Source organism: Candidatus Peregrinibacteria bacterium, from assembly GCA_016699145.1.
In the GTDB taxonomy this organism is placed as follows: domain Bacteria; phylum Patescibacteriota; class Gracilibacteria; order UBA1369; family 2-02-FULL-48-14.
This window is the reverse complement of record CP064962.1, coordinates 749602-773193: the sequence shown is the minus strand read 5'-3', so window position 1 is coordinate 773193 and position 23592 is coordinate 749602. Positions and strand designations below refer to the sequence as shown.

At 47.1% G+C, this 23592-nt stretch carries 31 protein-coding genes; 18 read left to right on the top strand and 13 right to left on the bottom strand.

Annotation, left to right across the window (positions count from 1 at the left end):
• Positions 1 to 19: 19 nt before the first annotated feature.
• Together IPG41_04300 and IPG41_04295 are read right to left on the bottom strand one after the other, a co-directional pair.
• Positions 20 to 976 carry a hypothetical protein gene (locus IPG41_04300; protein ID QQR54398.1) on the bottom strand — a complete coding sequence of 319 codons (957 nt, stop codon included), beginning with the start codon at positions 974 to 976 and terminating at the stop codon, positions 20 to 22.
• 13 nt (positions 977 to 989) lie between these two features.
• Positions 990 to 1532 carry a hypothetical protein gene (locus IPG41_04295; protein ID QQR54397.1) on the bottom strand — a complete coding sequence of 181 codons (543 nt, stop codon included), beginning with the start codon at positions 1530 to 1532 and terminating at the stop codon, positions 990 to 992.
• Positions 1533 to 1652: 120 nt separating this feature from the next.
• On the opposite strand from IPG41_04295, the gene IPG41_04290 reads away from it, so the two are divergent.
• The 7 genes from IPG41_04290 to IPG41_04260 all read left to right on the top strand — a co-directional run bounded on the left by IPG41_04290 (position 1653) and on the right by IPG41_04260 (position 5461).
• Positions 1653 to 2777, top strand: coding sequence for a glycosyltransferase family 4 protein (locus tag IPG41_04290; GenBank protein QQR54396.1), 1125 nt, complete (start codon positions 1653 to 1655; stop codon positions 2775 to 2777).
• Positions 2770 to 3078 (top strand): DUF721 domain-containing protein, encoded by a 309-nt coding sequence (locus IPG41_04285; GenBank protein ID QQR54395.1) that lies wholly within the window; start codon positions 2770 to 2772, stop codon positions 3076 to 3078. The genes IPG41_04290 and IPG41_04285 overlap by 8 nt, the downstream gene beginning before the upstream one ends.
• Before the next feature lie 79 nt (positions 3079 to 3157).
• Positions 3158 to 3538: a 30S ribosomal protein S16 gene (gene rpsP / locus IPG41_04280; protein ID QQR54394.1), complete on the top strand. Its 381-nt coding sequence runs from the start codon at positions 3158 to 3160 to the stop codon at positions 3536 to 3538.
• Between the two features lie 26 nt (positions 3539 to 3564).
• The gene (locus tag IPG41_04275; protein ID QQR54393.1) at positions 3565 to 3840 is read left to right on the top strand and encodes a KH domain-containing protein; all 276 of its coding nucleotides are present in this window, start codon (positions 3565 to 3567) and stop codon (positions 3838 to 3840) included.
• A 24-nt stretch (positions 3841 to 3864) separates the two neighbouring features.
• The gene (locus tag IPG41_04270) at positions 3865 to 4263 is read left to right on the top strand and encodes a hypothetical protein (GenBank protein ID QQR54392.1); all 399 of its coding nucleotides are present in this window, start codon (positions 3865 to 3867) and stop codon (positions 4261 to 4263) included.
• Positions 4264 to 4265: 2 nt separating this feature from the next.
• Positions 4266 to 5114 (top strand): hypothetical protein, encoded by an 849-nt coding sequence (locus tag IPG41_04265; GenBank protein ID QQR54391.1) that lies wholly within the window; start codon positions 4266 to 4268, stop codon positions 5112 to 5114.
• The gene (locus tag IPG41_04260; GenBank protein QQR54390.1) at positions 5078 to 5461 is read left to right on the top strand and encodes a hypothetical protein; all 384 of its coding nucleotides are present in this window, start codon (positions 5078 to 5080) and stop codon (positions 5459 to 5461) included. Before IPG41_04265 ends, IPG41_04260 begins: the two co-directional genes overlap by 37 nt.
• Here the strand turns inward: IPG41_04260 and IPG41_04255 are convergent.
• The gene (locus IPG41_04255) at positions 5444 to 5911 is read right to left on the bottom strand and encodes a hypothetical protein (protein QQR54389.1); all 468 of its coding nucleotides are present in this window, start codon (positions 5909 to 5911) and stop codon (positions 5444 to 5446) included. The two genes, IPG41_04260 and IPG41_04255, sit on opposite strands and share 18 nt — an antisense overlap.
• Before the next feature lie 71 nt (positions 5912 to 5982).
• On the opposite strand from IPG41_04255, the gene IPG41_04250 reads away from it, so the two are divergent.
• Complete coding sequence (locus IPG41_04250; GenBank protein ID QQR54388.1) at positions 5983 to 6915, top strand: hypothetical protein; 933 nt, start codon at positions 5983 to 5985, stop codon at positions 6913 to 6915.
• On the opposite strand, the gene IPG41_04245 is transcribed toward IPG41_04250, so the two are convergent.
• Positions 6848 to 7702, bottom strand: a complete 855-nt coding sequence (locus IPG41_04245; protein QQR54387.1) for a protein kinase — start codon at positions 7700 to 7702, stop codon at positions 6848 to 6850. The genes IPG41_04250 and IPG41_04245 overlap by 68 nt on opposite strands.
• 236 nt (positions 7703 to 7938) lie before the next feature.
• Between IPG41_04245 and IPG41_04240 the strand changes: the two genes are divergently transcribed.
• The 4 genes from IPG41_04240 to ftsZ all read left to right on the top strand — a co-directional run bounded on the left by IPG41_04240 (position 7939) and on the right by ftsZ (position 11718).
• Positions 7939 to 8400, top strand: a complete 462-nt coding sequence (locus tag IPG41_04240) for a hypothetical protein (GenBank protein ID QQR54386.1) — start codon at positions 7939 to 7941, stop codon at positions 8398 to 8400.
• A 77-nt stretch (positions 8401 to 8477) separates the two neighbouring features.
• The gene (locus tag IPG41_04235) at positions 8478 to 8774 is read left to right on the top strand and encodes an IS30 family transposase (GenBank protein ID QQR54385.1); all 297 of its coding nucleotides are present in this window, start codon (positions 8478 to 8480) and stop codon (positions 8772 to 8774) included.
• Between the two features lie 375 nt (positions 8775 to 9149).
• Entirely contained in the window at positions 9150 to 10394 is a 1245-nt protein-coding gene (gene ftsA, locus IPG41_04230; protein QQR54384.1) for a cell division protein FtsA, read from the top strand.
• Between the two features lie 94 nt (positions 10395 to 10488).
• Positions 10489 to 11718 (top strand): cell division protein FtsZ, encoded by a 1230-nt coding sequence (gene ftsZ, locus IPG41_04225; GenBank protein ID QQR54383.1) that lies wholly within the window; start codon positions 10489 to 10491, stop codon positions 11716 to 11718.
• Here ftsZ and IPG41_04220 read toward each other — a convergent pair.
• Complete coding sequence (locus tag IPG41_04220) at positions 11693 to 12637, bottom strand: hypothetical protein (protein QQR54382.1); 945 nt, start codon at positions 12635 to 12637, stop codon at positions 11693 to 11695. The genes ftsZ and IPG41_04220 overlap by 26 nt on opposite strands.
• A gap of 139 nt (positions 12638 to 12776) precedes the next feature.
• The gene (locus IPG41_04215) at positions 12777 to 12965 is read right to left on the bottom strand and encodes a hypothetical protein (GenBank protein ID QQR54381.1); all 189 of its coding nucleotides are present in this window, start codon (positions 12963 to 12965) and stop codon (positions 12777 to 12779) included.
• A gap of 203 nt (positions 12966 to 13168) precedes the next feature.
• Here IPG41_04215 and IPG41_04210 point away from each other — a divergent pair, with 203 nt between their 5' ends.
• Complete coding sequence (locus tag IPG41_04210; GenBank protein ID QQR54380.1) at positions 13169 to 14005, top strand: IS30 family transposase; 837 nt, start codon at positions 13169 to 13171, stop codon at positions 14003 to 14005.
• 124 nt (positions 14006 to 14129) lie between these two features.
• Positions 14130 to 15158 (top strand): peptidoglycan bridge formation glycyltransferase FemA/FemB family protein, encoded by a 1029-nt coding sequence (locus IPG41_04205; GenBank protein ID QQR54379.1) that lies wholly within the window; start codon positions 14130 to 14132, stop codon positions 15156 to 15158.
• On the opposite strand, the gene def is transcribed toward IPG41_04205, so the two are convergent.
• Genes def through IPG41_04185 form a run of 4 tightly spaced genes read right to left on the bottom strand, consistent with a single transcriptional unit; the run spans position 15150 to position 17248 of the window.
• Entirely contained in the window at positions 15150 to 15638 is a 489-nt protein-coding gene (gene def / locus IPG41_04200) for a peptide deformylase (protein ID QQR54378.1), read from the bottom strand. The genes IPG41_04205 and def overlap by 9 nt on opposite strands.
• Positions 15638 to 15862 (bottom strand): hypothetical protein, encoded by a 225-nt coding sequence (locus IPG41_04195; GenBank protein QQR54377.1) that lies wholly within the window; start codon positions 15860 to 15862, stop codon positions 15638 to 15640. The genes def and IPG41_04195 overlap by 1 nt, the downstream gene beginning before the upstream one ends.
• Positions 15863 to 15876: 14 nt before the next feature.
• Positions 15877 to 16962: a peptide chain release factor 2 gene (gene prfB, locus IPG41_04190; GenBank protein QQR54376.1), complete on the bottom strand. Its 1086-nt coding sequence runs from the start codon at positions 16960 to 16962 to the stop codon at positions 15877 to 15879.
• A gap of 7 nt (positions 16963 to 16969) precedes the next feature.
• Positions 16970 to 17248, bottom strand: a complete 279-nt coding sequence (locus tag IPG41_04185) for a hypothetical protein (protein QQR54375.1) — start codon at positions 17246 to 17248, stop codon at positions 16970 to 16972.
• A 136-nt stretch (positions 17249 to 17384) separates the two neighbouring features.
• On the opposite strand from IPG41_04185, the gene IPG41_04180 reads away from it, so the two are divergent.
• Complete coding sequence (locus IPG41_04180) at positions 17385 to 18890, top strand: flippase (GenBank protein ID QQR54374.1); 1506 nt, start codon at positions 17385 to 17387, stop codon at positions 18888 to 18890.
• Positions 18891 to 18999: 109 nt separating this feature from the next.
• Positions 19000 to 19893, top strand: a complete 894-nt coding sequence (locus tag IPG41_04175) for an IS481 family transposase (GenBank protein ID QQR54373.1) — start codon at positions 19000 to 19002, stop codon at positions 19891 to 19893.
• A 20-nt stretch (positions 19894 to 19913) separates the two neighbouring features.
• Here IPG41_04175 and IPG41_04170 read toward each other — a convergent pair whose 3' ends face one another.
• The 3 genes from IPG41_04170 to IPG41_04160 all read right to left on the bottom strand — a co-directional run bounded on the left by IPG41_04170 (position 19914) and on the right by IPG41_04160 (position 21080).
• The gene (locus IPG41_04170) at positions 19914 to 20372 is read right to left on the bottom strand and encodes a transposase (GenBank protein ID QQR54372.1); all 459 of its coding nucleotides are present in this window, start codon (positions 20370 to 20372) and stop codon (positions 19914 to 19916) included.
• A gap of 158 nt (positions 20373 to 20530) precedes the next feature.
• A complete protein-coding gene (locus tag IPG41_04165; protein QQR54371.1) occupies positions 20531 to 20686 on the bottom strand; it encodes a hypothetical protein in 156 nt (51 codons plus the stop codon).
• Positions 20646 to 21080, bottom strand: coding sequence for a hypothetical protein (locus tag IPG41_04160; GenBank protein ID QQR54370.1), 435 nt, complete (start codon positions 21078 to 21080; stop codon positions 20646 to 20648). Before IPG41_04160 ends, IPG41_04165 begins: the two co-directional genes overlap by 41 nt.
• Before the next feature lie 143 nt (positions 21081 to 21223).
• Between IPG41_04160 and IPG41_04155 the strand changes: the two genes are divergently transcribed.
• Positions 21224 to 22036: a transposase gene (locus tag IPG41_04155; protein ID QQR54369.1), complete on the top strand. Its 813-nt coding sequence runs from the start codon at positions 21224 to 21226 to the stop codon at positions 22034 to 22036.
• Between the two features lie 563 nt (positions 22037 to 22599).
• On the top strand, positions 22600 to 23586 hold the full coding sequence (locus IPG41_04150; GenBank protein QQR54368.1) for a hypothetical protein: 987 nt from the start codon (positions 22600 to 22602) through the stop codon (positions 23584 to 23586).
• Positions 23587 to 23592 lie beyond the last annotated feature (6 nt).

Below are 23592 nucleotides of genomic sequence, written 5' to 3'. Positions count from 1 at the left end.
CACAAGCAACACCCTTTGGTCATTTAGCACCCTTGATGTACTTCTTGTTGATGGTAACCGAGGCGTAGCCAAGACCGATGAATGTAAAACCAAGAAGCACAAGAGAAATCGGCCAGCCAAGCGAGTCCGCAAAATATTCGCCTGTGATGTATGAAACATGGGCGATGAGGAAAAGTGTGCTCATGACGAGAATACTGCGGCTTTTCATGTAAACAGACAGAAATAGTCCTCCGAGTACAATGAAGAAGTAAAACAACTGCCACGGAGTAGAATCGAAAACCTGTGAGAATGCGGCACCGAGAAATCCGCCGCTACCAAAGAAATAAAGTGCGCCAAGTAATTTTTTATTCCACCCACCACGAAAAGCGTGCGCAAGAAAGAGATAGCTCACCCCTATAATCATAGTGAGGTGAGCATACAAATCTTCGTAGGGAAGGTGAGTTGCTTCAAGCATCGCCTCAACAAGGAGATAAATAAACGTTGTTCCATTTGCTATTGCGAAAAATGTCAAAATGGGATGTTTGTGAGCTGAGTTCAGCAGCAAATAAAATGCGGAGATAACGCCAAATGTGATGGCAAGAAGCCACAAAGAAACAGAATCCACTCGAAGCTCGTAAAGCGTTGTCGTTGCGCCACCGGGGATCAAGATGCCACCGATGAAATGGAAAATTGCACCCAGGTTGTCCTTTGGTTTTTGTTTGAGCAGCAGGGAGCCCATGGCTGCGATGAGTAAGCCGAGGCCCAATGTGATTGCTATACGACTCAAAGAGCCCATATCGTCCCACACTTGAGCAGTGAAAATGCTGATGCCAATGATGACTGTTGCTGCGCCCAAAATATACAAGATTTTCGTCACGGAAAATTGTGGGGACTTCGCGGACGCGACAAGATTGAGTCGACCAAGAACTTCTTCGCGACTTATTTCGCCGGTGCTCATTTTTAGCGAAAGTTCTTGCAAGAGTTTTTCTTTGTCCATGGTCTTGAATTTTTTAATCTCTGCCAGGCAAAACCCATCCAATAAATTGGACGTTGTCTTGGTAATACCCATCCCCATTATTTATCAAATTGAGCTTGCTCCGGCTGCTGCCTTTTGTAAGGTAGTAACCATATGAAGAGCCGCTATCAAAAAAGAGTAAATCTGTTCCACTGTCGTAGTTGCTGGAAACAGTAACGCCGTCAGGTGATGTTAAAAGCCCGTTTAAAGAAAGGGTTTGCGCTTCCTCTAAAGTGATTTCTCTGCTCTCATTGTTTTTTGTGTCGTGCAAGAAAACACGCGCTGTATAATTTCCGTCAAAATCCATGGAATTCACGACAAATTTCCCATTCACCACTGAATAGCGCTTTTGAAGATAGTCACTGCAGTAATAGGGGTAGTAATCCACTCCATCGGTGCAAGATGTGTATACGAAATTATAATTTGTAGAGAGAAAAATGGACGGGAGGTAGGCACTCAAAGCGATGACGGCTATAAACACAACCGGCAAGGCAAAGGCCAACACTATGGCGAAATTCTTCTTGAAAAATTCTTTCATGTTCTTGGTATAGCACAATGGTTTATTTCCTGGTAGATGTTTTGGCCAGCACTGTTGGCCTGCAAGCCCTTTGACCCCACCGGGAACTTCGTGTAGAACGGCTAGGCTTAAAAGCACATCATGAGAATTGGAATCGATGCTCGCATGTACAGTGCCGAGTTCACAGGAATTGGCCGCTATGTGTATGAACTCATTCGTCACCTGGCTGAATTGGACAAGAAAAATGAGTATGTGATTTTTATGAATCGCCCTGAATACGATGCGTTTGAGCCCCCAAACAAGCGCTTTTCAAAGGTTTTGGTGAATGCGCGGCATTACACTTTAAAAGAGCAAGTTCGTTACTTGCGCATTTTGAAAAGGGCCAAGCTCGACCTGATGCATTTCACGCATTTCAATGCTCCTATTTTGTACAGCAAGCCCAGCGTGGTGACGATCCACGATTTGACGCTTTCTTTCTTCCCGGGCAAGAAAATGAATTCGGCTTTTTATCGCACCGCCTACAATTGGGTGCTGAAATCTGCGGTAAAACACAGTAAAAAAGTCATCGCTGTTTCTGAAAACACCAAGCAAGACCTCATGGAAGTCATTGGCACGCCTTCTTCCAAAATTGACGTGATTTATGAAGGAGTGTGCGAACAATTTGGTCCGCGTGAAAACAAAGAGCAGATTGAGCATGTGAAGCGCAAATATGGCATTTCTAAGGACTTTTTGCTCTACACCGGCGTGTGGCGTGGACATAAAAATTTGGTGAATTTGGTCAAAGCGTTTGCCCTGCTGCGCGAAGGGAATGAGGGTTTTGATCTTTCTTTGGTCATCACGGGTGAGGAAGATCCTTATTACCCCGAAGTGAAACGTACCGTCAGCGAATTGGGGCTGGATCATCATGTGATTTACACGGGCATGGTTTCTGAAGCGGAACTCGTGGCGCTGTATCAGGCGGCCAAAGTTTATGTTTTTCCTTCTCTTTACGAAGGGTTCGGCTTACCTCCGCTTGAAGCGATGCGTTGTGGAACGCCCGTGGTTGCCTCCAAAACCTCTTGCATCCCGGAGGTGTGTGGTGAGCACAATGCGCTGTTTTTTGATCCTTATGACCCTGAAGACATCGCCAACAACGTGCGCAAGGTGCTTTTAGACCCCACTTTGCAGGCGGAACTTCGCGAATGCGGGCTCAAGCACAGTTTGAAGTTTTCTTGGGAAAAAATGGCTAAGGAGACCTTGGAGGTTTATACTTCAATCGATGAGTGATTTCTCTCTTTTTTCAGATTTTATCCCCAAGGCCCTGGCTAAGTACAAGATTGAGCGGGAGGCCCGTGCTGCTTTGGTTTGTCAGCGTTTTAGAACTCTCATGCCTAGCATTTTGGGCGAAGATGCATCCCCGGTGGTTCGCCCCAAGTTTGTGAAAGGAAAAATTTTGTACATTGCGGTGCCCAGCAGTGTGTGGGCCCAACGGGTTTATGTGCACCGGCATGAACTTTTAGTGCAACTCAACTTGAATATGGCAGAACACAGTGGCGTGGACGATTTGAGAACGGTGGTGGAGGCTTAAGGATGCGGCTGGAACCGTTTTTTTGCTTGACAATTCACCGTTCAACACTAAAATCGATAGGCAATTTAACCTAATTTCTGTGCTCGTAATCCGTTTGACTCGTATCGGGAAGACCAATGAACCTGCTTATCGCATTGTGGTGGCTGAAAAAAGGGCTGCTGTGAAAGGAGCGCACATGGAAGTGATCGGTTTCTACAATCCTTCTGAGAACAAGAAGCTCGAGTTTAAGAAGGATCGATTTGAGTTCTGGGTTTCTAAAGGAGCGCAAGCTTCTGATACCGTGGCCAGCCTCATGAAAGCTCAGGGGGTGAGTGGCATGGAAAAATTCATTGGGAACCGCAACAAAAAACGCAAAGCTACCAAAGCCCCTGTTGAAAGTGCAGTGGCGCCTGCTCCCTCCGCACCTGCAGCTGAAGCCCCTGTGGCCGAAGCTCCTGCCGAAGAAGTGGCAGCTCAGTAATTCCCACTTTCATTAACGCCTATTTTATGCCTTCTGATGTATCAGGAAATGCCGCTCGAGATTTTATTGAGTTTGTTGTTAAAAACATTGTCGATGCTCCCGATGCGGTGGAGGTGACAATGACCGTCGACAGCCTTGGCGTGCTCATCACCTTGAGGGTGGCTCAACCCGATATGGGTAAAATCATCGGTAAATCGGGGCAAACGGCCAAGTCCCTTCGCGTCCTTTTGAGGATGATGGGGGCTAAGAACGATGCCCGTTACAATTTGAAAATTGTTGAACCGGATGGGACGGTAAGCTAATATGGCAGCACTTTAATCCGCGCTATGTCTTTTCTTCCGTTTGTACTCGCCACTGTGAATGAAGGTTCGATTTTGGACGTGGCTCAGCGTTACGATGCACTCGAAATTGTGAATCGCACCATTGCTTATGGAATCATCATTGCCGGGTTTTTGAGCGTCGTTTTCATCTTTTTTGGAGGTATTTCTTTCATTCTTTCAGGAGGAGACGAGGGCAAAATCAAGCAAGCTGTGTCCACCATTCGTTATGCCATTGTGGGGCTGGTGGTGACCATGCTTTCGGTGGTGATTGTGATCATGGTGGGGAATGCGGTGGGGCTCAACGTGGTGCAATACATCAATTTGGGTGAAATTTTCGATTTCGTTTCCAACTTCCGCCTGCCCGATGGAGGGTCTTCTGGGGGAGGGATTGATAACCTGGATTAAAGATGAAACCTCATTTCTTTCTTGTTGGAGCAATCTTCGTGGTGGTGGTGTTTCTGTTCGTGGGTTTCGTTGGTTTTGGATTTGGCTCTGAATCGCCGGTTAAGCCTCTGGGACTCGGCGAAATCGAGGAGCCTTTGGCCCCGGTTGAAGAAGAGTATTCAGTCACTTCAAACCGGTATCTCACAGAGGCGGTGGCTTCCTCTTTTTTGCCTTACGATGAGATCGAAAGGCTGGCTTACGATCCACGTTTTGCCTTTGACGAAAATTGGGGAACCGCATGGTGCACGGCGGAGGCCTTGCCCAGCTTGACCCTGACTTTCGATACAATGACCGACTTGGGCAGTGTGGGATTTGTGCCCGGCTATGCAGTGGACGAAGCTTTGTTTTTTAAGAATGCGCGTTGGAAAACAGTGGCTCTTACTTACAACGGTTCCGAACAAGTGGATTCTGTGGATGAAACGCTCTCGTTTGAAGAAGTTTATGGAATGCAGTTTTTGAACTCAACGCGAAAGATGTTAGCAGCGTTCACCTCCAGGTTTTGGAGTTTTACCCGGGCTCTAGGTACAGCGATCTTTGTCTATCTGAAATCGATTTTTGGAGTGATTTCGTCGCTCCTCACGATGCGCAAAGGGCTCTTGAAAAGGGCACGGACAACCGTGATTTTTTGGGTTATCAAATCTGTGAAAATGGCTCGCCCTATCCCGATGAGAGCACGGCAAAAGAACTTCGCGAACGAAGCTTGGTGGAGCCGGTTTCGATCACGGAAGCAGGGGCTGAATATTTTATTTCTGATTGGGGAATCGGTTTTACGATTGTGCCCGAATATGAAGCCTACCGAGCTTATTATCTAAAAGACGACTACAACGATTTGCTTACTTTTGCTGAAACCACTGATGCGGCCTGCTTGGCTTATGGAGATCTCATGGGGGTTCATCTCTCGAAAAAGGATGACTATGTGGCGGTGGAGATCACGGAAGACAACTCTTCCTACTTGCAGAAAGGTCATTTTAACTTAGCAGCGCTTTCGGGCGATACTTATCGTGAAGACTGGTTTGGAGGAGATGTTTTGAGCTATGTTTTTCCATTTAAAAACACCACTTTCTCTGCGGCTTCGTTGGCGTGTCCTCTGGAGGATTTGGCGTGTGACGAATTGAGAGATGAAGCTTTTATTAAAAGCCTCCTAAACACGCTCCATTAAGCAGCGGCCTTGGCTGCGCAGGTTTTCCCAGTCGTAACTGAAGGCGAAGTTTTCGGTGGCGCGCACGATGGCTCCGTAAATTTGCCATGCACTGGGCTCGTGAAAAAGAAAGGCGTTGCCGTTTTCTTGAACAGGGTTGTAGTTTTCGGCCTCTTGATGCAATCCTTCTCTCATTACAGGCACGATTCCGCGTTCCGCCACCATAGAAAAGTCTTTGGCCAGGTGAGGGGCTAAAACCACCCAAACGTGGGCTTCTTCCAGGGCTTCCTCCAAAGAAAAGGCGTGGGGAAGGGTCTTGAGACCTGGGCCGAGGATGCGCACTCTGGCGTCCAGATTTTCGAGGGCGGGAGCCAGTTCCTCCAGAAGTTTGGGGTCTGCGCCGCGGATGTCCAAGATCAATTTAGGAATGCGGACTTTGAGTTGAAGGGCCTTGATTTTTGTTTTTGCCATACGTGAATCAATTGGATCATTGTAGCAGAAACTTTGTGGTTTTTCAATGGCAATCGCGCTAAACTTCGCGCGTGAAGAAACTCATCCTTATTGATGGAAATGCCTTGGTGCACCGTTGTTACCACGCTGTGCCTCCTACTTTGAAGGCCCCCGACGGCACACAAACCAATGCCGTTTACGGGTTCACCAGCATCGTTTTGGGCATTTTGGAGGTGGAAAAGCCTGACTTTTTGGCCACGGCCTGGGACATGTACGGTCCCACTTTTCGGGATGAAATTTTTAGCGAATATAAGGCGACTCGTGTGAAGACCGACGATGCGCTGATCCGGCAATTCCCTTTGGTGAGGCAGGTTTTGGAGGCGCTTTCTATCCCTTTTTATGAAAAAGAGGGTTTTGAGGCGGACGATTTTTTGGGCATTTTGTCGGAAGAGGCAGAGAAAAATCCCGAGGTGGAGACTTTGATTGTGACGGGTGATAAGGATGCGTTCCAGCTGGTGCGGGGGCGAACGATCGTGGTTTCCCCGGTGAGCGGATACACCAAGGTGACGCGCTACGACAGGGACGCAGTGAAGGCTAAAATGGGCGTTTGGCCCGAACAGGTTCCGGATTTTAAAGGGCTTTCGGGCGACCACAGCGACAATATTCCGGGTGTGCCTGGCATTGGGGATAAGACGGCCTGCAAACTGCTGGAGCAATTTGGCAGCATTGAAGGGATTTATGAACACCTTGAAGAAGTGGAGCCGGTGCGCATTCGGGAACTCATGCGGGCCCATGAAGCGGAAGCGAGACTGTGTAAAAAAGTGGCGACGATTGTGAGAGAAGACGGGGTGCATTTGGATTTGCCTGCCTGCAAAATTCATGATTTCGACATGGAAAAAGCCCGCATTTTATTCGAAAAAATGGCTTTCCGTTCCTTATGGAGACGCCTAGAAGCTCTCAATAAAGGCTGGGACTACCGGCGAGAATTGGAACAGAAGGAAGAGGTGCAAGGGAGATTGTTTTAGAAAGCACTCTGTCCGCTGGCCTTGTAGCTACGAGATTGCACATCTCATCGCACATTAATGGATTTGCTCTTTCTAGAGTGCCACGTAACTGATTTAGCGTTCCCGCAACCTTTGGCGTGTCAAAAAAATCTCCTCCCTGTCTTTTATGCTCTGCTATGAGTCGCGGATCGGGTATTGTATTTAAATTTCCCATTAGCACAGTCCAAGCGGTGACTCCTAATGAAAATGTATCACTATGAGGGTGTACCTTCCCCTGCAAAACTTCTGGAGCAACATACCATGCAGGCCCTATACAAAGATTTGATGTTTCTTCGTGTTTGGTTAAGAAGTCGATGTCAATTAGTGTTACTTTGCCGTCTGAGCCAATAATTATATTTTCGGGTCTAATGTCATTATGGGCAATCCCACTTTCTCCTAAATTATCACAAAGGGCTTTTGCCTTTGGAAGTAATTCTGCTAATAATTGCGCTCGTTCATTGAAGTCTTTCTCTCGAACGTATTCCTTTAGGTTATTACCTTCGTGGAATGAAAAAAGAACACCTCCATTTCCTCTTTCTGGATTGGAGCGAAAATTTTGTATATTGATTTGAGGAGTTCCATTTTCAGAGAGTTGCCCTCTCAACTTATAAGCTCTTTCTATTGCTCTGGCTATTTTCCATGAATAATTCTGGCGATCGTTGAGGAGTTTTAAAGTAAAAAGCTCTGCCTCCTCATTTTCTACTAACCATGCTTCACCGGCCCCTCCTTGTCCTAGTTTTTTAAGGGGGATTAATTGTCTATTTCCCAAAGTATATGGCCGTTCAGCAGAATAGTGATTTCCTTTGTGGTCCTAGATTCTCATTTGAATCCGAACACTTGGTAAGATGAGTTCATGAAAAAAACGCTAAGAAGTTCTCACAGCTTTCCAAAAGTGAGAGGGATGAAATATTCATACTGAAGGGGAAAGGATATTCGCTCAGAGCTATCGCTAAAAGTCTGAAGAGAAGTGTTTCAACTGTTTCAGATGAACTCAAACGTAATGAAGTGAATGGCAGCTATAACCCGAAGAAAGCACAGCAGAAAAGCTATGTACGAAGGCGCTCCGCTCGCTTTCAAGGGAAGAAAGTTGCAATGAACAAGAAATTGAGAGATTTCGTAGAAGAAAAACTAAGAGATGATATTTCTCCAGCCGCTATTTCTGGGAGACTCAAATGCCAAGAGGGAGCTCTTCCTTTTGCCTCCAAAGACAGTATTTATCGCTTCCTAAAAAGCCCCTATGGAAGAGCTTTGGAGTATGAACGTGAGCAGAAAACAAAACATCGAAGAAAGAGGCCCAAAGTACTTTCAAAACTTTCGGACAGAACGTTCATAAATGAGCGTCCTAACAGAATAGAAATGAGAGAAGATGTGGGAGACATTGAAGGAGATTTCATAGTTTCAGGGAAAACGGGAAAGGGTTCACTTTTTGGTTGCTGTGGACAGGAAACTAAGAGTTTCATTTCTTGAAAAGATCTTCCCAGTGACGATTGAAGAAGTTCATGAGGCTTTTTTGAATCCAAAAACGTTTTCCAGAGCTTCAAAGCATGACTACGGACAATGATATTCTCTTCCAGAAACACAAGGAATTGGAGAAGCTGCTGGGCATTAAAATCTACTTTTGCCACCCTTATCATTCATGGGAAAAGGGCACAGTGGAAAACACGAATAAAATCATTCGGAAAGATATTCCTAAAGGCAGTGATATTTCAAAATACAGTAAAGCTTTCATTCAAAGGCTTGAAGAAAAACTCAATCGTAGACCGCTCAAGTGTTTGAATTATCTCACCCCAAAAGAAGCTCTTTTGGTGCACCGCGAAATCACAAAACTCAAAAAATCCTAATCCATTAAGTGTTCGGATTCAGCCCGTCCAGTGCCGGTGCATCATGCTCTTTAATTTAACATTAAGTTTGGTTTTGTCAAACTTTACTTCTGACTCCCGCTTTAAGAGGGTGCTTGAACCCTTTTTTTGTTCACCCATTTTTGGCTTGTGCAAAACGTTTGTTCGAACTTGGGTGCGGGGTGTCCAATTCCCTCCATATTTTCATGCTAAGGCAAGCGTAAATTCCGGCATTTTAAAAAATGCGGGCTTCGGGCCGTTTGAAGCTGTTAAATCCGCATACATTTTTTAGTCAAGTTGCGAAAATTGGCTTGTGGCAGCGTTATTTTTTAATTACATGCTCTTGAAATGCTAGTGAAGGTGGTCTAAAGTCGGCTCATGCCAAAACATCGTATAATCGCTGGGCTTGATATTGGGAACTCAAAAATCCGTGCCGCTGTGGCCGTGATGGACGACCAAAGCACTCAGCCCAACATCATTGGAGTGGGGGTTTCCCCTTCTGGAGGACTGCGTAAAGGAAACATCATTGACGTGGAAGAAACGGTGACAAATATTTCATCTGCTTTGGAAGATGCCGAACGTATGGCGGGGGAACCTGTGCATGCGGTTTTCTTGGGAATTTCCGGGGACCATATCGCGTCCATGGACTCCAAGGGCGTGATCGCGATTTCTCACACCGGGAACGAAATCATTGAAGATGATGTGGATCGCGTGCTCGAAGCGGCTCAAGCAGTGGCTATTCCGAACAACCGAAGAATTTTGCGCATCATCCCAAAAGCGTTCACCGTGGATGAACAAATGGGCATCAAATACCCTGTGGGCATGACGGGAATCCGCTTGGAAGTGCTCGCGCACCTAGTGACCGGGCTCGTGCCTGCCGTGAAGAACATTGAAAAATGCGTGCATCAAGCCGGAGTGGACATCAATGACATCATTCCTTGTGGACTTGCAGCCGCTGAGGCTGTTTTAACGAAGCGCCAAAAAGAACTCGGCGTGGTGGTCATCGACATCGGATGCGGAGGAACCAACGTGGCTGTGTTTGAAGAAGGAACCGTGCTGCACAGTGCGTCCTTGCCGGTGGGGGGTGACAATGTGACCAACGACATTGCGATTGGCCTGCGCACCTCTATCGACACCGCTGAAAAAATCAAGATTGAGTATGGGTCTTGTATCCCCGAAGATATTCATGATCGCGAAACCATCGATCTTTCTTTGCTCTCGAAAATCGATACGCAAACGGTTTCCAAAAAGCAGCTCGCTGAAATCATCCAGGCTCGTTACCACGAGATCTTTGCGATGGTGAAGGATGAGCTCGCCAAGGTTCAACGCGACGGAATGTTGCCTGCCGGAGCCATTTTGTGTGGCGCGGCGGTGAAAATGCCGGGCGTCATTGATCTCGCTCGTGAAGTGCTCAATTTGCCCATTCAAATCGGATTCCCCACCAACTACGAAGGGGTGGTGGACAAGATTGAAGACCCCGCCTATGCCAGCGTGCTTGGGCTCGTGGTTTGGGGCTCTCGTTTCCAAGGTGAAAGTTATAATTTTAAATTTGATTTAAAGAATTTCGATCTGCAAAAAGTGGGCCAGGGAATCAAGACCTGGTTCCGCGGCCTTTTGCCGTGATAGAGTGTTTTACTAAAATAAAAATTTCTTTTGTTATCAACGCTCGGCTTCCCCGAGTGATCTACGCCGCCCCTAATCCTTTACCCCTGCCTGTATGGCCACTAGCTCATCTCAGAACGACGACAGCTTGAAAACGCTGTTCTCTGGAACTAAACCTCGTAAAAACTTCGAAGTGAATCCTTCGGAAGGCGCTCCTATTGCGCGTATCAAAGTGGTTGGAGTCGGTGGGGGCGGAGGAAATGCTGCAAATCGAATGGTGAAATCCAACATCAAGGGGATTGAATTCATTGCGGTGAACACCGATGCGCAGGCGCTTTACCACAGCGAGGCTGCGGTGAAGATCAACATTGGAAAAGCTACGACGCGTGGACTCGGAGCGGGAAGTCATCCCGACATCGGACGCCAAGCGGCTGAAGAGTCCATGGAAGAAATCAAACAGGCTTTGGAGGGAACTGAGATGCTCTTCATTACCTGTGGGCTTGGCGGTGGAACCGGAACAGGAGCAGCGCCGGTGATCGCAGAAATTGCACGAAACATGGGCATACTGACCGTGGCTGTGGTGACCAAACCTTTCACCTTCGAAGGACATCGCCGTCGCACTCAAGCGGAAGAAGGTCTCGAGAATTTGAAGAACAAAGTGGACACCTTGATCACGATTCCGAACGACAAGATTTTGTCCCTCATCGATAAAAAAACCCCGCTCGCGGAAGCATTTATGGTGGTGGACGACGTGCTGCGCCAAGGTGTGCAAGGCATCTCTGACCTCATCACTGTGCATGGCATGATCAACGTGGACTTTGCGGATGTGAAAGCAATTATGGAAAATGCCGGAAGCGCCCTCATGGGAATTGGATACGGAACTGGGGAAAACCGTGCTGCCGAAGCCGCTCGCGCGGCGGTGGAAAGCCCGCTCCTCGAGCTCGACATTCAAGGTGCCAAGGGAATCTTGTTCAACATCACTGGAGGATCCGATCTTTCTATGTTTGAAGTGGACGAAGCGGCTCGTATTATTACCGAAGCTGCCGACCCCGAGGCGAACATCATCTTTGGAGCGGTCATCAACGACTCTTACACCGGGGAAATCAAAATCACCGTGGTGGCAACCGGTTTCGACGACGTTAAGCGCGGTGTCCAAATCGCTAGACCTCTTGGGGAATATCGACCTATGGGGACCAGTGCCATGGCTCAAAAACCGGCTCAGTCCAGTGGGCTTCCTAAGTCCAATTTGGACATGAAGCTCAGCAATCCTTCACTCCCTATGAGTGAGGACGGTGGCAGCGAATACGATATTCCAGCGTTCATCCGACAGAAAATGCAGAAGTGAGTGCGGCATGGATTTGCTCCGTTGTGATTCCAAAAAATGATGCCACTTGAGGGGCCTCTGTTGAGCTCGGTGATGTCAAAAAATAAGCGCTGTGCCGGAATAGGGGTGCTGGGACACTGCTCCTCGCCGCTGACTTGAAGCCTGCTCCTAACTGAGGAGTTAAGCACGTCGCCACTCGGTTGAATAGGTCTGCCCCTTTCGCTCCTTTTCCTGCTAACGCTGCCTCCTCCATCGTGATACAGAGAAAATCAACAGGGGAAGTTCTTCTGTAGTTTTCGCCGTCTTCTCCACACTGAAAAATATCTTTGAATGGAGCTTCGATTGTGAGGGAATCGTCCTGGTAGTTTAGGGACACCGGACTGCATCCCCGAAAAAATTCTTGGACTCTTCTTCCCATGGGCTCCAGTCTAGTCTGTGCCTTGGCTCTTATCTTGTGCTTGCTGGGTGTGAAATTCACCTGCAATGTGATGGGCAAACAGGGGTCGTTTGGCTGAAACTGTGAAATCACGTCATTTTCTAAGCGTTGAGACCTTAAGCTAACGTTCCATGAGGACAAATGTCCGTTTAGTTCCTGCCCACGGTAGGACTTTTTTCTAGCAAAAACATCCAAAGAACCCTGTTCAACTGAACGCCTCATCTGATCTGGCTGATGCCAAGGTTCTTGGCGAGTCACCCATGTTTGTTCCCCCTCTATTCCCAAAATAACGCTCAAGACTGTGCGCGTATTGGCTCCAAATGAAGCGAGACATTGGTGGACTTCTTCTTCCGTTTCAAATTTCCGTGGTTTTTTTAGCTTTAAGCCTATTTGAATTTGAGCGACACGTTCCAGCAAGACCTTGCGCCATTGTTTATCCAGTAATTGCTCGCCTGAACCATTGGCGTCTAGTTCTTCTGTTACGTTGTGTTCGGCATCAGACATTTGAGGTGTGCTTGTTGAGGATGCAGGGTTCGATCAAAGCTTATATTTTAAGCCTTTTCTGTTTTTTGTAAAGATTATTCCGATGAAGGAGCTTTTGCCTTGGCATTGCGCCTGGAGGAGATTCTCAGGGTGTCTTGGCTTACTGAAGTGCGGCTGTAGTTGCTGCCATTCTAGTGGCAACTGCTGCTGCATCTAGGTCAATTTCCAGCGCTTGATGAGCAGTTGCTCGGTTTGCGGGCATAATCCAATAAGGAGAAAGGCCGGCGGCGTTGTCCAACTCTCTTCCTTGCCTTATTTCTTCAGTATAAGGATTTTTACTAAGTTCCATGCAGGAGTCCTAGATTCTCATTTGAATCCGAACACTTGGTAAGATGAGTTCATGAAAAAAACGCTAAGAAGTTCTCACAGCTTTCCAAAAGTGAGAGGGATGAAATATTCATACTGAAGGGGAAAGGATATTCGCTCAGAGCTATCGCTAAAAGTCTGAAGAGAAGTGTTTCAACTGTTTCAGATGAACTCAAACGTAATGAAGTGAATGGCAGCTATAACCCGAAGAAAGCACAGCAGAAAAGCTATGTACGAAGGCGCTCCGCTCGCTTTCAAGGGAAGAAAGTTGCAATGAACAAGAAATTGAGAGATTTCGTAGAAGAAAAACTAAGAGATGATATTTCTCCAGCCGCTATTTCTGGGAGACTCAAATGCCAAGAGGGAGCTCTTCCTTTTGCCTCCAAAGACAGTATTTATCGCTTCCTAAAAAGCCCCTATGGAAGAGCTTTGGAGTATGAACGTGAGCAGAAAACAAAACATCGAAGAAAGAGGCCCAAAGTACTTTCAAAACTTTCGGACAGAACGTTCATAAATGAGCGTCCTAACAGAATAGAAATGAGAGAAGATGTGGGAGACATTGAAGGAGATTTCATAGTTTCAGGGAAAACGGGAAAGGGTTCACTTTTGGTTGCTGTGGACAGGAAACTAAGAGTTTCATTTCTTGAAAAGATCTTCCCAGTGACGATTGAAGAAGTTCATGAGGCTTTTTTGCGAATCCAAAAACGTTTTCCAGAGCTTCAAAGCATGACTACGGACAATGATATTCTCTTCCAGAAACACAAGGAATTGGAGAAGCTGCTGGGCATTAAAATCTACTTTTGCCACCCTTATCATTCATGGGAAAAGGGCACAGTGGAAAACACGAATAAAATCATTCGGAAAGATATTCCTAAAGGCAGTGATATTTCAAAATACAGTAAAGCTTTCATTCAAAGGCTTGAAGAAAAACTCAATCGTAGACCGCTCAAGTGTTTGAATTATCTCACCCCAAAAGAAGCTCTTTTGGTGCACCGCGAAATCACAAAACTCAAAAAATCCTAATCCATTAAGTGTTCGGATTCAGCCCGTCCAGTGCCAGTGTTTATGGTTTAGAATTATAACCTTTTTTAATTTTAGTAAATAGTTTTCGCGAATTCCTTGTTTCAAGCTTTGCTACACTTTCAGCATGCATGTTGCCGTCCTCGATTCATCTCACAAAAAGGTCCTGAATGCTTTTGTGACGGTTGCAAAGGGAAGTCCCATTGAGCAAAGTTGGGAATGGGGCGAGTTTCAGGTGAAAATTCCGGGGCGGCCCGCGTTTAGGGTGTTTGCGGTGGTGGATGCGGAAGGGGACGAAAAAGAGGGGGCATTTTTAGCCACGCTTTTGGTGGTGCGACAAGAAATGGGTTTTGGAAAAACGTGGCTGTGGGCTCCGCGTGGGCCTGTTTTTAAGGAGGGAATGACAGCGGAAGAGGCCCATGAGGCGTGGGGGCTACTCCTGGAAGCGCTGCGCAACTGGGCTCGCCTGCATGGGGATGTGTATTTGCGCGTGGAACCGGGCTTTTTGCCGGAAGCTTTGGCCCTGGGGGGCTGTGCTGAGTCCATCAGTTATACCCCTGTGCACAGCTTGTTTTTAGACCTGAAAAAGGGTGAGAAAAAGCTCTTGGAAGAGATGACTCAAAAGGGGCGTTACAACATCAAAATCGCGGAGAAAGCGGGGGTGAAGGTGCGCCGGGGTACGGAGGCGGATGTGACGGCGTTTCATGCCCTAGTGCAGCAAACGGGAGGGCGGGATGGCTTTTCGGTGCATCCTCTTGGCTTTTATCGGGCGTTTTTGGAGGAATTGGATGGAAAGGCGCGTTTGTATGTGGCGGAGTATGAAGGGCGCGTCGTAGGTGGCATTTTGGCCACTTTTTTTGGCAGTGTGGCGACTTATTATTACGGAGCTTCGTCCAATGAAGATCGCAAGGTGATGGCTCCTTATTTGATCCAATGGCAGGCGATTTGCGACGCTATTCAGGAGGGCTGTGAAACCTATGATTTTTTTGGAGTAGCACCAGAGGGGGATGAAAAGCACGCTTGGGCCGGAGTGACTCAGTTCAAAACGCGCTTTGGGGGGCAGCGCGTGAGCTATGCTGGATCGCGGGTCTTTGTGTACCGCCCTCTGTGGTGGCGAGTGGTTCGATTGGTCAAGGGGTGGCGAGATTTATTTTGATTTCTTCTTTTTCTTCTCTTCAATTTCGTGGGCGCGGTCGATGAAGAGTTTGCCGTCCAGGTGGTCCACTTCGTGCTGAATGATGCGAGCGTTGAAGTGCTCGAGGGTGAGGGTTTGCTCTTGGCCTTTTAGGTTTTGGAAACGTACGGTGAGAAAGGAGTGACGCTTCACCTTGCCCCAAAAGCCGCGCAGGCTGAGGCAGCCTTCTTCGCCGTCTTCCATCTCTTCGGAAAGTTCTAGGATTTCGGGGTTGACGATGGGGAAGACGATCTCGTTTTTTTGCCCGGGATTGAGCATGACAATGGCCATGCGGATGTTTTTTCCGCATTGAGGTGCAGCAATGCCCACGCCCTTTTCGAAGTGCATGGTTTTGGTCATTTCTTCAGCAAATTTGCGCAGTTCAGGCGTGAAATTCTTCACAGGTTTAGAAACCGTGCGAAGAATGGTGTTTTCTTTGCCTTGTTCTACGGGGATGGGCATCAGTGGGTTGCGTGAAAACGGTCTCCATTTGAGAGGTGATCTTCAGCATCTTGAGGATTGAGAACGTTATCGACCTTGCCCTTAACCCCTTCTGGCGTGAATTGTAATGGTGCTTTAGCCTCTTTGCTCCCGGAAGCTTCACCTTGCAGCTCTGGTCTTCTTAAAGAAGTGGTCACTGCATTGTCTTCCCCTATGCGTCCGTTGTAATGGTCTCCTAATGGCATAAATTGCAGGTTAATCAGTGTCTCAATTTTAAACTAGCCTCTATGAATCCGTCTAGGTCTCCGTCGAGAACCTTGTCCACTTGGCTTGTTTCGTGGTCGGTACGATGGTCTTTTACCATTTGGTAAGGCTGCAAAACGTAGGAACGGATTTGGTTGCCCCAAGAGTTTTTGAAGTGTTCGCCGGTGAGTTCTTGAATGGTTTTGAGGTGATTTTGCTCTTGCATGGCGAGCAGTTTGGACTTGAGCATGTTCAGCGCGTTCATACGATTTTGAATCTGACTGCGCTCGGTTTGGCAGGTCATGACGAGGCCGGTGGGTTTGTGGATGAGGCGCACGGCGCTCGAAACTTTATTCACGTTTTGGCCGCCGGCTCCACTGGCACGGATGAATTCCCAGTCAAGATCATCTTCTTTTATTTCGAGTTCGGCTTCTTCGATTTCGGGGGATACATCCACCATGGCAAAAGACGTTTCGCGGGTGCCTTTGGCGTTGAAAGGGGAGATGCGCACAAGGCGATGCACGCCGTGTTCGTGTTTGAGGGTGCCATAAACGTAGTCCCCTTCCACCTTAAAAGAGGCGGATTTGATGCCTGCGGTTTCGGCGGTGGATAGATCTAGTTGAGTGGTTTTCCACCCTTTATTTTCGCAGTAGCGCAAATACATGCGCATGAGCATTTCGGCCCAGTCTTGGGCGTCTACACCTCCTGTTCCTGCATGAAAAGAGAGGATGGCGGAAGCGCTGTCGTAGGGGCCGGAGAGGTAAAGTTGAACGCTGAGGGCGTGATGGGTTTCTTCGGCGGTTTTTAGGTTGGCTTCGAGTTGAGCTAGGGCGGCTTTGTCGTTTTCGTCGGTGAGGTCTAAAAGTTCAATGAGGTCGCGGGTTTCTTGATCGAGCGCGGTCCAGGCGGCTATGGTGTTGCGCACGAGTCCGGCTTCTTTGGAAACCTTTTGGGCTTTGGCTTGCTCGTTCCAAAAATCGGGGGCGGACATCTCGGTTTCGAGAGCGGCGAGGCGGGCCTTTTTGGTGGGAAGGTCCAGGTGAGTCAGGGATTTCTCCACGTCTTCACGAAGGGCTTGGAGGCGGTCTTTGAGTTCTTGCATGAGGAGACTATAACTCGTAAAGATCTTTGAGGCGAGGGCCGGGCAGTGGCGCGTGTCTCCCTTTTCGGTTCTTTTCTAGCGCTTTTTTGAGGAGCCAATCGTTGAATTTTCGACGCAGGTTTTGATCCCCTATCCAAAAACCCACTCCATCTTGAGTGACAAAGGCTTTTAAAAATACTTTGATGAGCGGACTGAGTCCAATGCCCCACTCGTTCTGGCACTTGAAGCGAGCGTATTCGTAAAGTTCGGGGTCGAGGCGAATGAGAATTTGCTTTTTGGCAGGCATGAGTGCTTGATTAAGTTGTTCACAAAAATGATAGCAAAAAGATAGCGTTTTTGTGAAGGCTCAAGTTGAGGGGATGTAAAGGGGGCTCTTGAAGCAAGGTTTGTTTTGCACCGAAAGAAGCTCTACAATGTCGCCAATGACGACTGCGAAAAAAATCTTGGGGAACACTGTGATTCAAGTCGCAGGACGTGCGATCATGGCGGTGACCAGCATTGGCATTTTGAAAGCGGTGTCTCACTTTTTGAGTGTGGAGGGCTATGGAATGTATACGGCGGTTTATGAATTTTTGGCGTTTTTTGGAATCGCGGCGGACTTTGGGCTTTTTACTATCGGCGTGCGTGAAATGAGCAAGGGCGAGCGCGAACGCAGTTTTGTGGCGGGCAATATTTTTGGCATGCGCATTGTGACGGCGGCCGTGGCTATGGCGATTGCCGTGGTGGCCGCATTTTTGATCCCTGCTTACCAAGGAACCTACATTCCAGGAGGAGTGGCCATTGCAGCTTTGGCGGTGTTTTTTGCCATTTTGCAGGGCACCGCATCCAGCGTTTTGCAGGTGGAACTCAAAATGCAATACGCCACAGCGGCTTTGGTTTTTGGAAAGTTGCTTTCTTTTGGATGGATGCTTGCAGTGATTTTTTACTTCTTTTCAGGGGAACCGAGTCAGTCCTCTTTCAATCAATTGATGTTCGCCGGGCTGGTGGGGAATTTGTTCTCTTTTGTCTACACCTATTACTGCGCACAGCGCTACGCTCAGCTTGCTCCGCGTTTTGATAAAAGCTATTGGAAAGAGATTTTTGTAGGGGCTTTCCCTTATGGAATCGCACTGGTTTTGAACATGATTTACTTTCGCATCGACAGTATTATGATCCTCTTCATTAAGGGGCCACAGGAGCTTGGGTTTTACGGTCCTGCCATGCGCATTTTGGAGATTTTGAATGTGATTCCGGTGTTTTTTATGAACAGCGTTTTGCCGGTGCTGAGCCGCGCACTGAAGGAGGCTGAGGAAAGCGGTGGGAAGGCCAAGGTGGAACGCATTTTGCAGCTGTGCATGAGTTTTTTGTACATGGCGGGACTCCCCATGGCCATTGGGCTTTATTTGCTGGCGTATCCCATCATTTTTTTGATCACTCAACCGGAGTTTTTGAGCCGTTTAGATGAAGGGATTTATGGATCTGACATAGCCTTGCAAATTTTGGCGATTGCCATGTGCCTTTCGTTCAGCGGCAGTTTGTACAATTATTCGCTGGTGGCTTTGGGCAAGCAGGGCAAGCTTTTGTGGATCAATGGAGCGGCGGCGCTCTTCAATATTAGCGTGAATTTGTGGGCGGTTTCGACGTGGGGTTTTCGCGGGGCGGCGTGGACGACGGTGGCTACAGAAATTTTCATTTTGTTGATTGCCGGATGGACGGCACGCCGGTATTTACGCTATCGAGTGGAGTGGGGCAATTTTGCTAAAATTTCCCTGGCGGGTTTTGCCATGGGAGCGGTGGTTTACTTTTTAAAAGATCCCACTTACGAACTGTGGGGGCTGCAAAATTTGAACGTGCTGCTCTTGAGCTTTTTGGGGGCCGGGGTTTATATTGGAATTTTGTTTGCGCTCAAGGCTTTTCCTGAAGAAGTGCGCCAGAAAGTTCGCTTTTGATTTTGCTTTTGAGAGCCGCTTGCGGGGTGATTTTGATGCGCGCGAATGCAAAATAAATTTTGTTGTGTGTCAAGTGCCTGTAATGGTTCAATAGCTTTGCATCACCCCTGTGCAAAGATATGGACATGGCATACACAAAAATCCCCATCTGCCTCGGGTGCGAATGGAGGCAGCAAAGTTAGTTCTGGAAAAAGGCTGGAGCACACGCGAAGTGGCCAGACACACAGGTTTTAACCAAAGCAGCATTGTGCGGTGGGTGGAAAAGCTCAGAGGCAATAACTATGGCCACACCATTCCCACAGAAAGCTCACGTCCCCATTCGCACCCCAGTGAGCTTTCTGCAGAGACAGTGCAGAAAGTCATAGAGTACAGACTCAAGTACCAGCGGTGTGCAGAAGTGATTCACTATTTTCTGGAAAGAGATGGCTACGAAGTGAGTCTTTCCAGTGTGAAGAGAACACTCAAAAGGAACGAGATGACCAAATACAGCAAGTGGAAGAAGTGGCACCAGTATGAGGAAAGACCGCGGCCTGAAAAACCAGGCATATTGGTGCAAATAGACACGATTGTGGATGGGCCTTATTATGACAGACTTTATGTATACACTATGCTGGACGTGTGCAGCAGATGGGCCTCTGCTATGCCGGTGATGAAGATTGGAACCCACGCAAGTTGGGAGTTTATTCAGCACTCACAAGAAGACATGCCCTTTGAACTTAAAATGATCCAGACAGACCATGGAAGTGAGTTTTCCAAGTGGCTCACTAAAACGCTTGTAGCTAATGAAATTCAGCACAGGCATTCAAGAGTACGAACACCCACAGACAATGCCTATGTGGAGAGATTCAACAGAACCATCCAGGAGGAATGCCTCTCCCGAGTCCCAAAGACTTTAGAGGCTTACAAAAAAGCAATCCCTGACTTCCTTCACTATTACAATTTTGAACGTCCTCACATGGGTCTTCACATGCTAACTCCTAACGAAGTGATGCAAAGCTATTGATTACAAAACAGTGCCTGTAACTAAAAAGACCCCAGTTTTTTCAGTTGCCTGAATGAGAAGAGGGAGGGTTGGCGTTTTGGAGGGGCATGAAATTGGAGTGACTGTAGAGAATTCTGGAGAAAAGTTATGAAAGATTCCAGGTTAAAGGTGAGTGATTTCTTTGCAATGAACCCCTTGTAGTTGGAAACAACAGAAGTAACCAGACTGTGAGTGAGAGCTTGGACTTTCCTAAACATAAGAACAGAGAGGTTCATTGCAAATTGAGTCAGAGCAATCAAATTGATAAACTTTTTCAGGCTAAGCACACGGATTTTCTCCAACTGGAACTTTTGCTTCACTCTCTTAAAACTCTTTTCAATTCCCCATCTTTCCAGATACAAATTCACAATCTGCTCTGCAGTATATGAATCCTTGAGTGAGTAGATGAGCCTTATGGGTTCTTTCCTTCCAGATGGTTCCGTATGAGCAGATTGTGGCAAAGATCCCCAAGCACTTTTCCATTTTTCATCAAAACACTTCGTAGCTTCCTTCAGGCAACTCTTTCACAGAAATCAAGACCCCAGTTTCCTTAAGCACAACCGTTCTGTTTTCCCTTACTCTTGCGATAAATTGCACTTTTAAGACCTGACGAAGATCTCTAAAAAAGTTTCTCATCGTCGTTGCCACGATCAAAGACAAAAATGCCTTTATGATCAAAAACCTGGGTGAGTTCCTCCAAAATAGCCTTCCTAACCTGTCCCAAGAACGCTTTATCATTGTGATGAAAACGCAGTTTTAGGAGCAGATTGTTCACGCCCACTCCATGCAAAAAGAAAACCAGGTTCAATGCTCCCTTCACTCGAATCATATACTTGTGACAATTTCTCCATCTTCTTTGCGGAAGGTTTGGAAAGATCTACGAGATCATAAGCAATCACTGTGTTTTTACGAATTTCAGAAGCTACAGCTCTTACTGAGAAATCCTCCACTTTCTTCTGTAAATCAACATTCCCAAGATGATGAGAGTACTTGTTCCCTTGCTTCTTTGCTGAAACCTCTTTGTTTTGGGCTAAATGCCGAAGTATAGGGGTGGCTTCTACGAAAAGTCCTCTAAGTACTTCAGCCAAGGCCTTCTTCTGTGGCAGGGTTAAACCTGTAAATATACTTCGGCATTTATTTGTAATGAAATCTTGGATATATTTGTTCATGGCTAAAATCTGTTATTTTTAAAGGTGGTTCTTCAAAATTTAACACCCATTTTAGCCTTACCCTAAAACAAAATCTCCAATTCACTCTCTTAAAACTGGGGTCTTTTTAGCCTGTAATGGTTCAATAGCTTTGCATCACCCCTGTGCAAAGATATGGACATGGCATACACACAAAATCCCCATCTGCCTCGGGTGCGAATGGAGGCAGCAAAGTTAGTTCTGGAAAAGGCTGGAGCACACGCGAAGTGGCCAGACACACAGGTTTTAACCAAAGCAGCATTGTGCGGTGGGTGGAAAAGCTCAGAGGCAATAACTATGGCCACACCATTCCCACAGAAAGCTCACGTCCCCATTCGCACCCCAGTGAGCTTTCTGCAGAGACAGTGCAGAAAGTCATAGAGTACAGACTCAAGTACCAGCGGTGTGCAGAAGTGATTCACTATTTTCTGGAAAGAGATGGCTACGAAGTGAGTCTTTCCAGTGTGAAGAGAACACTCAAAAGGAACGAGATGACCAAATACAGCAAGTGGAAGAAGTGGCACCAGTATGAGGAAAGACCGCGGCCTGAAAAACCAGGCATATTGGTGCAAATAGACACGATTGTGGATGGGCCTTATTATGACAGACTTTATGTATACACTATGCTGGACGTGTGCAGCAGATGGGCCTCTGCTATGCCGGTGATGAAGATTGGAACCCACGCAAGTTGGGAGTTTATTCAGCACTCACAAGAAGACATGCCCTTTGAACTTAAAATGATCCAGACAGACCATGGAAGTGAGTTTTCCAAGTGGCTCACTAAAACGCTTGTAGCTAATGAAATTCAGCACAGGCATTCAAGAGTACGAACACCCACAGACAATGCCTATGTGGAGAGATTCAACAGAACCATCCAGGAGGAATGCCTCTCCCGAGTCCCAAAGACTTTAGAGGCTTACAAAAAAAGCAATCCCTGACTTCCTTCACTATTACAATTTTGAACGTCCTCACATGGGTCTTCACATGCTAACTCCTAACGAAGTGATGCAAAGCTATTGATTACAAAACAGTGCCTCTTGACATAATTTAAACTGTGTTGTAGTATCTGGACACATTTTGATTATTTGGCAATGTTGATATGTCGGTAGAAGATTCATCATTATTGGAGTTGGATCCGGACCGTGGGCTCGATACCCCTATACCTCCTGTGAGGCCTGCTGTCTTACAGGGGAGGGCCTCTCCGCTCAGTGACCCCGCAAGAGATCGTGCTCCTGGTCTGCCTGGGCTTGATTTAATTTTTGATCCCAAGGATCCGCTTCGTTATGTGCAACAGATCCGGTATCTTCGATTACGTTATGTAAATTGTGTAGATTCCCTTGATGAATGGCCCAAGTCATGGCCCGTAAATGGTGTGAAGATTTTTATGGAACTGTCTCAGCGTTTAGCTGACGCGATGAGCTCCTTGGATTCTTCTACAGCCGAGGGGGCCTCTGAGGCAAAGACGGCCGTGCAGATTGAGTTACACTGTTTAAATTCCCTTTTGAAACTTTCTGAATCGCTGTTAAGCCTTCGAAAGGTGTCTTCATGCGCTCAAGCATTACAGCTTGAGCTTTTGGCTCCGACCACTGTAAAAACCCTTTTGCCCATGTTGCTTGAGAGGTTCACCCTAAGTACCGACGGGCTTAAATTGGCGATCGATGAAGAGCTTGGTCGCCTTGATGAAGCAACTAAAGGGTTGAAAGCACATGATGGCTATAGGGTGTCCCTGGGACACCCCCTCTACATGCAGGCTGCTCAAGAAGAGTTGGGACTGGGGAAAACATCGGTCGAAAACATACGTCTTGCTCTATTTCCCACAAAATTTTACCCCCTATTGAACAACCCAGCAAAATTGGCCGCCATGCCTTTGGATGAATTGAATCGGCTACTAACCCTGTTTAATTTATGGCTTAAGCGTAAATCCTCTCGTCATCCAGCTCAAGATGTAGCCCATCGGAAGAAGTTTGTTGAACAGGCTTTAATGCCTGTCCTTAATGAAGTGGACACGCTATGCAAGAGTGAGCCATCGCTTTCAGATTTGCCTAAACTAAAGGCTTGGTCTCGCAAGTTAGTTCAGTTGGATCTCTACATCTTGGCTCCCATAAGAGCTGCATTTAAAGATCAGATTGCCAGCCTTACGGAGGAGGATGGCTCTGCGAAGGGCACCTTGTTAGCAGCTGAAAAGCAGTACTTTGATGCTACCTCCGGTGTATTTATCCGTGTCGGCGATGTGCTCATAAAAAAAATCGCCGCTTTGGAAAAGATATTAGGTTCAAGAGTTGATGTGAATATTGGCAACCTTTTGTTGGAGATCAATCGATATGGTTCTTGGCTGCGAGCACAAATGGCTTCAGCGAATGTTCTGGATACTTCGAATGTTCTGGTCCCTTTGGAGGAGTTTGCAAATACAAATTTTAGATCTTCCGACGAGATACCCTGTCAGGCCGAGGAGGAGGAGGAGGAGGAGGAGGCGGCGGCGGCGGCTTAAATCCAG